Source organism: Streptomyces javensis (assembly GCF_039525925.1).
Classification (GTDB): Bacteria; Actinomycetota; Actinomycetes; order Streptomycetales; family Streptomycetaceae; genus Streptomyces; species Streptomyces asiaticus.
The window spans coordinates 1-12029 of sequence record NZ_BAAAIF010000136.1 but is presented as its reverse complement, the minus strand read 5'-3'; the positions used below and the strand labels follow the sequence as shown (position 1 = coordinate 12029).

The 12029-nt window shown below is 72.8% G+C and carries 2 protein-coding genes; both read left to right on the top strand.

What is annotated here, in order from left to right; translation table 11 throughout:
- Positions 1 to 5557: SDR family NAD(P)-dependent oxidoreductase (locus tag ABD329_RS46385; protein WP_346168419.1), on the top strand; the 5557-nt coding region annotated here is incomplete at its 5' end.
- Positions 5558 to 5599: 42 nt separating this feature from the next.
- Positions 5600 to 12029, top strand: a 6430-nt coding sequence (locus tag ABD329_RS46380) for an SDR family NAD(P)-dependent oxidoreductase (protein ID WP_344318088.1), incomplete at its 3' end; no start/stop codon positions are given.

Here is a 12029-nt window from a genome sequence, read left to right as displayed (position 1 = left end):
GGTGCGGCTGCTGACCGAGGCGGTGGAGTGGCCGAACGGTGAGCGCCCGCGCCGGGCCGGTGTGTCCTCCTTCGGCGCCTCCGGCACCAACGCCCATCTCCTCCTGGAGCAGGCCCCTGAGCCGGTCGAGCCCGTCAGGACCGAGCCCGTGGCCTCTCCCGACCGCCTACAGGCCGTCCCATGGTCGCTGTCCGCGCGGAGCGCGGAGGCGCTGCGCGGCCAGGCCGCCGCGCTGGCCGAACGGATCGCCGGGCACTCGGAGATGTCGGCGGCCGATGTGGGCTGGTCGCTCGCTTCCACCCGGTCGCTGTTCGAGCACCGGGCGGTGGCGTTGGGCGACGACCGAGCCGAGCTGCTGGCCGCCGTGGAGGCGCTGGCCACCGGCGAGCCACATCCGGGTGTGGTGCTCCCCGGCAGCGGAAGCGCGGCGGGCAGGACCGTGTGGCTCTTCAGCGGTCAGGGCAGCCAGCGGCAAGGGATGGGGGCCGGGCTGTACGACCGATTCCCCGTGTTCGCCTCGGCGTTCGAGGAGGTCTGCGGATTGCTCGATCCCCATCTGGAACATCCACTCCGCGATGTGGTCCTCCACGGTGTGGCCGAGCGGCCGGGGCTGTTGGACCACACCACCTACGCCCAAGCGGGGCTGTTCGCACTGCATATCGCCTTGGCGCGGCTGCTCGACTCGTTCGGTGTACGCCCCGACGCCGTCATCGGCCACTCCATCGGAGAGGTCGCGGCCGCCCATGTCGCCGGGGTCTTCGACCTCCCCGACGCCTGCCGGCTGGTGGCCGCACGCGCCACGCTCATGGGCGAACTCCCCACCGGTGGAGGCATGGTCACCATCGCCGCCACCGCCGAGGAGCTGGCCGAGGATCTGGCGGCATACGACGGCCAGGTGGGCATCGCCGCCCTGAACACCCCCGGCAACACCGTGATCTCCGGTCCGATCGAACTGGTCGCCGACATCCGCGCCACCTGGGCGGCGAAGGGCCGCAAGACCAGGTCGCTGACGGTCAGCCACGCGTTCCACTCCCCGCTGATGGACCCCATCCTGGAGCCCTTCGCGCAGGCCATCGACGGTCTGACCTTCCACCGGCCCACCCTTCCGGTACTCAGCAACCTCACCGGTGAGCCGGCCAACGAGGAGATGGCCACGCCGGACTACTGGGTTCGGCACATCCGCCAACCCGTGCGATTCCATCCCGCCGTCGCTCATATCGCGCCCGAAACCGGCGCCTTCCTCGAGCTCGGCCCCGACCCCGTCCTGGCCACCGCGACCCAGCACACCCTTCAGCACCTCGCCGCCGACGAGACGACGGCCGACACCGACGAGAACGTGCGCGAGCGCGAGAGCGGGGCCGGGCGGCCGAGCCCGCTGGTGGCGGCCACCCTGAGCCGTAAACGGCCCGATGCCCACGCGCTCGGCCACGCCCTCGCCCAACTGCACACCCACGGCACGGACGTCGACTGGGCCCGCTGGTTCCCGGCCGATCCGGTGCCCCGGACGGTGGATCTGCCGACGTACGCCTTCCAGCGCGAGCGCTACTGGCTGGCGGCGGGCGGTGGCGTCGGGGACGTGGGGGCCGCCGGGCTACAGCGCGTCGAGCACGCACATCTTCCGGCGGCCGTCGGGCTCGCCGATGGCGGGCTGGTGCTGACCGGCCGGATCTCGTCCGGGGGCGCCGGTGGCTGGCTGGTCGAGCATGTGATGGCGGGCGCCGTGCTGGCGCCGGGCGCGGCGCTGGTGGAGTGGGTACTGCGGGCCGCCGACGAGGCGGGCTGCGGCGGGGTGGAGGAGCTGGCGCTCCAGGTCCCGCTCGTCCTCCCCGCGTCCGGTGGGCTGCGCATTCAGGTGGTGGTCGGCGTGGCCACCGAGGACGGGCGGCGCGATGTGCGGGTGTACTCCCGGCCCGACCGCGATGTCGAGCCCGGTGCCGACCCGGGCTGGGTGTGCCATGCCGAGGGCATCCTGGGTCCGCCGTCCCCGCAGGGCGCCGAGCGGGGCCCGGTGGACGAGGTGGGCCGGGCGTGGCCTCCGGCGGGCGCGGAGCCCGTACGGCTGGACGGGTTCTACGAGCGCGCCGAGGCGTCCGGATACGCGTACGGGCCGTCGTTCCGTGGACTGCGGGCGGTGTGGCGGGACGGCGACGACGTGCTCGCCGAAGTGGCACTGCCCGACGCCGCCGGAGAGCCGCAGGGGTTCGGGATCCACCCGGCGCTGCTGGATGCCGCGCTGCATCCGGCGTTCCTCCTGGACCGGCCAGCGGAGGACCACGACCACGGCCGGGTGTGGCTGCCGTTCGCCTGGAACGGCGTATCGCTGTGGGCGGGCGGCGCCACGACCGTACGGGTGCGGCTCTCGCCCCAGCGGCAGGAGGCGGGTGGCGCCGAGGGCGAGCGCGGGCTGCGGGTCGAGGCGGCCGACGCCGTGGGCGGTCCGGTGCTGACCGTCGACTCTCTGGTGATGCGACCGGCCGCCGTCGACCAGCTCCAGACGTCGGGTGGGCCGCAGGTGGACGGGCTGTTCACCCTGGAGTGGACGCCCCTGCCCGTCCCCGCGCGGGACGCCGATACGGAAAGCCAGGAGCCGGATCCGGCGGACGGCGGCGGTTGGGTGGTTCTGGGGCCGGACGACTGCGGGCCACTCGTGCCGGAGGCGGTACACCATTCGCATCTGGAGGCGTTGGTGTCCGCCCTCGACGGTGGCGGCCCCGCCCCCTCGGTGGCCATCGTGTATCCGCCCGCCCTCGGCGAGCCCTCCGGGAGGTACGCGGATACGGACCTGGCGGCCGCCGGTCTGGCGGCCTCGGAGCGGGTGCTGGAGCTGGTGCGGGGCTGGCTGGCCGAACCACGGCTGGCAGACGCCCGGCTGGTGCTGGTCACACGGGGAGCGGTGGCGATCGACGCCCCCGAGGCGGAAGGCGCCGGAGACGGCGGTGTGGACATGGCCGGGGCCGCCGTGTGCGGGCTGGTGCGCAGTGCGCAGGCGGAGAACCCGGGACGGTTCCTCCTGGTCGATCTCGACCCGGACGCCGAGCCGTTCGCGGAGGACGTGCGCAGCGCGGTGACGTATGCGGTGCGTCTGGACGAGCCGCAGGTCGCACTGCGGGCGGGGCGGCTTCGGGTGCCACGGCTGATGCGCGCCGGTGGCGTGAGCGGCGGGGGTGTGGCCGCGCTGGTGGGCCGGCCCGCATGGCGGCTGGAGCTGACCGGCGCGGCCACGGTGGAGAACGTGAAGCCGGTGCCGTGCCCGGAGGTGCTCGAGCCCCTCGGACCGCAGCGGGTGCGGGTGGCGGTGCACGCGGCCGGTATCAATTTCCGCGATGCGCTGATCAGTTTGGGCATGGTTCCTGGCCAGACCGGGCTCGGTGGCGAGGGTGCCGGCGTGGTGCTGGACATCGGCCCCGAGGTGACCGGGCTCGCGGTGGGTGACCGGGTCATGGGGGTCTTCGACCGTGCGTTCGGCCCGACGGCGGTGGCCGATGCCCGCATGGTGGCGCCCATTCCCGCCGGGTGGACCTATCCGCAGGCGGCCTCGGTGCCGGTGGCGTACCTGACCGCCTGGTACGGGCTCGTGGAGCTGGCCGGGCTCCGGGCCGGGGAGTCGGTCCTGATCCATGCCGCGACCGGCGGTGTGGGCATGGCGGCCGTGCGAATCGCCCGCCACCTGGGGGCGGAGGTCTACGCGACGGCGAACCCCGGGAAGCACGGGGTGCTGGAGGAGATGGGCATCGATGCGGCGCATCGGGCCTCGTCGCGCGATCTGGACTTCGAGGAGGTGTTCCGCGAGGCCACCGGCGGACGTGGTGTCGATGTGGTGCTCAACAGCCTCGCCGGGCCGTTCGTCGACGCCTCCTTGCGGCTGTTGGGCGAGGGCGGCCGGTTGATGGAGATGGGCAAGACGGACCTCCGTGACCCCGAGCGCGTCGCGGAGGAGCATCCCGGAGTGACGTACCAGGTCTACGACCTGATCACCGACGCCGGGCCCGCACGCATCGGCCGGATGCTGCACGAACTGGGCGACCTGTTCACCACCGGAGCCGCCGAGGCCACCGGAGCGACCGCGGCCGCCACAGCCCTGCCGCCACTGCCGGTGCGGACCTGGCCGCTGAGCCGGACACGTGAGGCGCTGCGCCATCTCAGCCAGGCCAAGCACACCGGCAAGCTGGTCCTCGACGTCCCCGCGCCGGTGGACCCGGACGGCACGGCCCTCATCACCGGTGGCACCGGCACCCTGGGCGCGCTGGTCGCCGAACACCTCGTACGGGTCTGGCGGATCGGGCATCTGCTGCTGGTGAGCCGCCGGGGCCCGGACGCGCCGGGGGCACAGGACCTCGCCGCCCGGCTGACCGCCCTGGGCGCGCGGGTACGCACCGTCGCGGCCGATGTCACCGACGCGGCAGCCGTGGCCGAGCTGGTGGCGGGGGTCGATCCCGAGCATCCGCTGACCGCGGTCATCCATGCCGCGGGTGTGCTGGACGACGCGGTCGTCACCGCGCAGACTCCCGAGCGGCTGGCACGGGTCTGGGCGGCGAAGGCCACCGCCGCGGCGCATCTGCACACCGCGACGGCACATCTTCGCCTGGGCGCGTTCGTGTTGTTCTCGTCGGCCGCCGGGGTCATGGGCAGCCCGGGACAGGCCAACTACGCGGCGGCCAACGCCTTCTGTGACGCCCTGTCCGTCCACCGCCAGGCGCTGGGCCTGCCGACGGTCTCGGTGGCGTGGGGCCTGTGGGCCGAGGCGAGCGAGATGACCGGCGGCCTCGCCGACGCCGACCTGGCCCGGATGTCCCGTTCGGGCGTCACCGCGATGGCCGCGGACCACGCCCTCCGGCTGCTCGACGCGGCGTCCGAGCACGGCGGCCACCAACTGATCGCGGCGGATATGAACCCCCGTGTCCTCGCCGCCCAGCCCGCCGACAGCCTCCCCGCCACGCTCCGCGCCCTCGCCGCCTCCGGCGCCGGTGCCGGTGGCGCGGTGGCGCGGCGTACGGCGGCGGTAGCCGGCGCACGGCCGGACGACTGGGCCGACCGGCTGGCCGGCCTGTCCGCCGCGGAACAGCGGCGCGCCGTCCTCCAGCTGGTCCGTGGCCATGTGGCCACCGTGCTCGGACACGCCGACGCCGAGGCGGTGCAGGCGGACACCAACTTCAAGGAGCTGGGCTTCGACTCCCTGACCGCCGTCGAACTGCGCAACCGACTCGCCGCCGCCACCGGTCAGCGTCTGCCCGCCGCCCTCGTCTTCGACTATCCGGACGCGGCCGTGCTCGCCGACTACCTGCTGGAGCGCATCGCCCCGGCCGTCGGCGCCACACCGGGCCCGGGAGGCGCCGATCCGGTCCTCAACGAACTGGCCAGGCTCGAAGCCACTCTGATCGGCCTCGAGATGGCGGACGACGACTCGGGGGCGGTCACGGCACGGCTCGAAAGCCTGCTGACGAAGTGGAAGGCGACACGAAAGCCGGCGGAGGAAGAGATGACCGCCGCGGAGAGGCTGGAGTCCGCGTCCGCGGCCCAGGTTCTCGACTTCATCGACAACGAACTGGGCGTGTCCTGAATGTGCCGCGCGCGACGACCGCTGAGGGCCGGGTGAAACCTCATGGTGAACGTGAATGAAGAGAAGCTGGTCGAGTATCTCAAGCGCGTTTCCGCGGATCTGCACGATACGCGCCTGCGTTTGCGCGAGGTGGAGGAGCGATACCAGGAGCCGATCGCGGTCGTGAGCATCGCCTGCCGGTTCCCGGGCGGGGTGAACACGCCCGAGGACCTGTGGCGGCTGGTCGCGGGCGGTGTCGACGCCATCGGGGACTTCCCCACCGACCGCGGCTGGGACCTCGACAACCTCTATCACCCGGACCCGGACCACCCCGGCACCACCTATGTCCGCCGGGGCGGCTTCCTCTACGACGCAGACCGATTCGACCCGCGGTTCTTCGGCATCAGCCCGCGCGAGGCGCTCGCCACCAGCCCCCAGCAGCGACTGTTGCTGGAAACCGCCTGGGAGGCATGCGAGCGGGCGGGGATCGACCCGCTGTCCCTCAAGGGCTCCCGTACGGGTGTCTACGCCGGGACGGCCACCACCGGTGGCACCACATCGGGTGACCTTCCGCAGAAGGGATCCGAGGGATACGCGGGCAACGCACCGAGCCTGCTCTCGGGCCGGGTGTCCTACACCCTCGGCCTGGAGGGACCGGCCGTCACGGTGGAGACGGCGTGCTCGTCCTCCCTGGTCGCGATCCACCTGGCCTGCCAGGCGCTGCGACAGGAGGAGTGCGCCCTGGCGTTGGCCGGCGGGGTGACGGTGATGACCACCCCCGAGGTGTTCACCGGCTTCTCCCGGCAGCGCGGGCTGTCCCCGGACGGGCGGTGCAAGGCGTTCTCGGTGAACGCCGACGGAACGGGATGGGGCGAAGGCGTCGGCCTGGTGCTGCTGGAGCGGCTGTCCGACGCCCGGCGCAACGGCCATCGGGTACTGGCGGTCGTCCGGGGCTCGGCGATCAATCAGGACGGCGCCAGCAACGGCTTCACCGCGCCGAACGGCCCCTCCCAGCAGCGGGTCATCCGCCAGGCCCTCGCCAGCGCCCGGCTCGCCCCGTCCGAGGTGGACGCGGTGGAGGCCCATGGCACGGGCACCAAGCTGGGCGACCCGATCGAAGCCGACGCGCTGATCGCCACGTACGGCCGGGACCGGCCGGAGGACCGGCCGCTGTGGCTCGGCTCGCTGAAGTCAAACATCGGCCACACGCAGGGCGCGGCGGGTGTGGCCGGTGTCATCAAGATGGTGATGGCCCTGCGGCACGGCGTGCTCCCGGCCACCCTCCATGCCGAGGAGCTGACGCCCCATGTGGAGTGGGACGGCGGCGGTGTACGGCCGCTGACCGAGGCGGTGGAGTGGCCGGACGGTGAGCGCCCGCGCCGGGCCGGTGTGTCGTCCTTCGGGATCAGTGGCACCAATGCGCATGTGATCGTGGAGCAGGCTCCTGAGGAGGGTGTGCCGACCGAGCGGGTGTCCTCGGACATGGGCACGGTGCCGTGGGTGGTGTCGGGGCGGAGTGTGGAGGCGTTGCGGGGGCAGGCTGGGGCGTTGGCTGAGCGGGTGGGTGATGCGTCCGAGTTGTCGCCCGTTGATGTGGGGTGGTCGTTGGTCACTGCGCGGTCGGTGTTCGAGCATCGGGCGGTGGTGGTGGGCGACGACCGCGCGGAGTTGGTGGCGGGTGTGGAGGCGTTGGCGGGGGGTGTGGCGCATCCGGGTGTGGTGCGGTCGGGTGCGGCGGCGTTGACGGGGGACGTAGGGCCGGTGCTGGTCTTCCCTGGTCAGGGTTCGCAGTGGGCCGGTATGGGCGCCGAGCTGCTGGAAGCCTCGCCGGTGTTCGCGGCGCGGGTGGCGGAGTGCGAGCGGGCGCTGGGGCCGTTTGTGGACTGGTCGCTTTCGGATGTGTTGCGTGGTGCGGAGGGTGCGGCGGATCTGGGGCGGGTGGATGTGGTGCAGCCGGTGTTGTGGGCGGTGATGGTGTCGTTGGCGGCGGTGTGGGCGGGGTATGGGGTGCGTCCTGCGGCGGTGGTGGGTCATAGCCAGGGCGAGATCGCGGCGGCTGTTGTCGCGGGTGCGCTGTCCCTGGAGGACGGTGCGAAGGTCGTGGCTTTGCGGAGCAAGGCGTTGCGGCGGTTGGCCGAGGGTGGGGCGATGGCTTCCCTCGGTGTGGGCCAGGAGCGGGCGGGCGAACTGCTTTCCGACCTGGGGGACCGGGCCGGGGGCGTAGGCGTGGCAGCCGTCAATGGCCCCTCCTCCACGGTGGTGTCTGGTCCGCCGGAGCGGGTGGCCGCTGTGGTGGCCGCGTGCCAGGAGGCGGGGGAGCGGGCGCGGCTGATCGAGGTGGACTATGCCTCGCACGGCCCTCAGGTGGAGGAGATCCGCGATGAGTTGACGCGGGTGCTGGAGGGCGTCCGTCCGCTCGATACGTCCGGTTCGGGCACGGCGTTCTACTCGACCGTGACGGGCGGCCGTGCCGTCACCACCGACCTGGACGCCGCCTACTGGGTGCGGAATCTCCGTGAGCGGGTCCGGTTCACCGACGCCGTCCAGGCGCTCCTGGCGGACGGGCACCGGGTGTTCATCGAGGCCAGCACTCACCCCGTGCTCACCCTCGGTCTGCAAGAGACCTTCGAGGAAGCCGAGATCCCGGCCGTCACCGTGCCCACCCTGCGCCGCGATCACGGCGGCCGGGCCCAGCTCCTCCACTCCCTCGCCCAGGCGTTCACCGCCGGGGTCGACGTCGACTGGAAGGCCGCGTTCCCGGGTGAGCCCACCCCTCGTACGGTCGATCTGCCCACGTACGCCTTCCAGCGTGAGCGCTACTGGGCCACTGCCACCGGCGGGGTCGGTGATGTGGGTGCCGCGGGGTTGCAGCGGGTGGAGCATCCGTTGTTGCGGGCGGCGGTGGGCCTTGCCGATGGCGGGCTGGTGCTGACCGGGCGGGTGTCGGCCACCGGCGGTGACGGCTGGCTCGGTGACCACGTGGTCGCCGGAGCGGCGCTGATGCCGGGTGCGGCGCTGGTGGAGTGGGCGTTGCGGGCGGCCGATGAGGCGGGCTGCGGCGGCATCGAGGAACTGGCGCTGCACATGCCGTTGGCGCTGCCGGAGTCGGGCGGGCTGCGGGTGCAGATCGTGGTGGGCGGGGTCGCCGAGGACGGGCGGCGCGAGGTGCGGGTGTACTCCCGGCCCGACCGCGATGCCGAGCCCGGCGCCGATCCGGACTGGGTGACCCACGCGGAGGGCGTCCTGAGCCCGCCGACCACGCCGACCACGCCGACCGCGGCCGACGAGTTGGGGGGAGCCTGGCCTCCCGAGGGCGCGAAGCCCATGGACGTCGAGGACTTCTACGAGCATGCCGCGGCGGCGGGCTATGCGTACGGGCCGTCGTTCCAAGCGGTGCGCGCGGTGTGGCGGGACGGTGCGGACCTGCTGGCCGAGGTGGCGCTGCCCGAGGCGGCCGGGGACGCGGAGGGGTTCGGCGTCCATCCGGCACTGCTCGACGCCGCCCTGCATCCCATGCTGCTCGCCGCCGACATCGAGTCGGCCGACGATGGGGGGATGCGGCTGCCGTTCGCCTGGAACGGCGTGTCGTTGTGGGCCACGGAGGCGACCACCGTCCGGGTCCGGCTCTCGCCCCGTCAGGACGGCACGGCGGGTGAGGGCGGGTTGAGGGTGGTCGTGGCCGATGGCATGGGCGCCCCGGTGCTCACGGTCGACTCCCTGACGATGCGCCCCGCCGACCCCCGCCGGCTGCGATCCGCGGTCGGACATGGCGTCGAAGGGCTGTTCAGGCTGGACTGGATCCCGATGCCCTTGGTGTCGGACGCGGATGCCTCCGACACCATGGGCTGGGCCGTACTGGGCGAGGACGCGCTGCACCTGGCCGAGGAGCCCGGACTCGGCGGCGGGGGAGTGGTATGCCACCCGGGTCTTGAAGCGCTGGTCGCCGCGCTCGACGACGGTACGCCACCTCCCGCGTTCGCCGTGACGTGTCTGCCCGCCGACGGTGGTCCGGCGGAGGCCGGGGCCGCGGTGAGGGCGGCTGATGGCTTGGCCGCCGTCGGAGACGCGCTGGAGCTGGTGCAGGGGTGGCTGGCCGAACCACGGCTGGCCGATGCCCGGTTGGTGGTGGTGACACGTGGCGCGGTGTCGACCGGCGACCCTGATGAAGACGGGGATTCCGGCGAAGGAGAGCTGAACGCAGCCGCCGCGGGGCTGTGGGGCCTGCTGCGGAGTGCGCAGGCGGAGCACCCGGACCGGTTCGTCCTCCTCGACCTCCACCAGGCCACCGATCCGACCGCGGGCGAGGTGGCGGATGCCGTGGTCCGTGCCGTACGGGCGGATGAGCCACAGGTGGCGCTGCGCACCGGACGGCCGCTGGTGCCCCGGCTGACGCGCGCACGTGCCACCGGCGGTGCCGACGAGACGGAATCCGGCGGGCTGACCCCTGCCGGGCTCGACCCGGACGGCACCGTACTGATCACCGGTGGTACGGGTCTGCTGGGCGGTCTGGTGGCCGCGCATCTCGTACGTACGTGGCAGGTCAAGCATCTGGTCCTGGTCAGCCGACGTGGCTCGGACGCGCCCGGCGCACCGGAGCTGGCCGAGCGGCTGAGCGACCTGGGTGCACGGGTGCGGATCGCGGCAGTGGATGTCACGGACGCCGACGCGGTGGTGGACGTGGTGGCCGGTATCGACCCGGTGCATCCGCTGACCGGTGTCATTCATGCGGCGGGGCTGCTGGATGACGCGGTGGTCACCTCGCAGACGCGGGAGCAGGTGGCGCGGGTGTGGGCGGCGAAGGCCACGGCGGCCGCCCATCTGCACACCGCCACGGCGGGACTTCCGCTCCGCATGTTTGTGATGTTCTCCTCGGCCGCCGGAGTCGTGGGCAACGCGGGTCAGGCCGGATACGCGGCGGCCAACGCCTTTGTCGACGCACTGGCTGCCCATCGACGGGCGTCGGGGCTGCCCGGGCTTTCCCTCGCATGGGGGCTGTGGGAGCGGGCCAGCGAGATGACCGGGCATATGGGTCGGGCGGATCTGACGCGGCTGCGCGGAATGCGGCCGTTGGCGTCCGAGCGCGGGCTGGCCCTGCTGGACGCCGCATGCCGGTGCGCGAACCCGCTGATGGTGGCCGTGGACTTCGACCCGGCCGGGGTGGCGGGTGAGGATCTTCCGGCGGTGCTGCGGGGGTTGGTGTCCGGCCGGATCCGGCGGCGGGCCGCCGAGGGTGGTCCGTCGGCCTCGGGGTTGGCGGCTGAGTTGGTGGGGTTGGATGCGGCGGGTCGGTTGGGTGTGGTGGTGGATGTGGTGCGGGGTGGTGTGGCGGTGGTGTTGGGGTTTGGTTCGTTGGGTGAGGTGCGGGTGGATGCGGCGTTCAAGGAGTTGGGTTTTGATTCGTTGACGGCGGTGGAGTTGCGTAATCGGTTGTCGGTGGTGACGGGGTTGCGGTTGCCGGCGACGTTGGTGTTCGACTATCCGACGCCTCGGGTGCTGGCGGAGTATCTGTGCACCCGGCTCACCGGTGAGACCACGGGCTCCCGTGCTCCCCTCACGGTACGGGCCGATGCGGACGATCCGATCGCGATCATCGGCATGACCTGCCGTTTCCCGGGCGGTGCGAACTCGCCCGAAACGCTGTGGGACCTGGTCGCCTCGGGGAAGGACGTGATCGGGGAGTTTCCCACCGGCCGGGGCTGGGACCTGGACGGACTGTTCCATCCGGACCCCGATCACCCGGGTACCAGCTATGCCGACGAGGGTGCCTTCTTGCATGACGCCGACGCCTTCGACGCGGCGTTCTTCGGGATCAATCCGAGGGAGGCGCTGGCGACGGATCCGCAGCAGCGGTTGCTGTTGGAGGCGTCGTGGGAGGTGCTGGAGCGGGCTGGGATCGATCCGGTGTCGTTGAAGGGCAGCCCGACCGGGGTCTACGCGGGCGTGATGTACCACGACTACGCCGCCGGGCTGAGCGGCGGCGGCGCGGATGTGAAGCTCGAGGGCTACGCGATGCTCGCGGGTTCGGGCAGTGTGGTCTCGGGCCGGGTGGCGTACACGCTGGGCTTCGAGGGTCCGGCGGTGACGGTGGACACGGCGTGTTCGTCGTCGCTGGTGGCGATGCATCTGGCGGCACAGGCCCTGCGGCAGGGGGAGTGCACCCTGGCGTTGGCCGGTGGGGTGACGGTGATGGCGACGCCGGATGTGTTCACCGGTTTCTCCCGTCAGCGCGGTCTGGCACCCGATGGCCGCTGCAAGCCCTTCGCGGCGGCCGCTGACGGGACGGGCTGGGGCGAGGGTGTGGGGGTTCTGCTGCTGGAACGGCTGTCGGACGCCCGCCGTAACGGCCACGACGTCCTGGCCGTGATCCGTGGCTCGGCGGTCAACCAGGACGGCGCATCCAATGGGTTGACGGCGCCGAACGGGCCGTCGCAGGAGCGGGTGATCCGGCAGGCCCTGGCGAGCGCCGGGCTGTCGCCGTCCGACGTCGATGCGG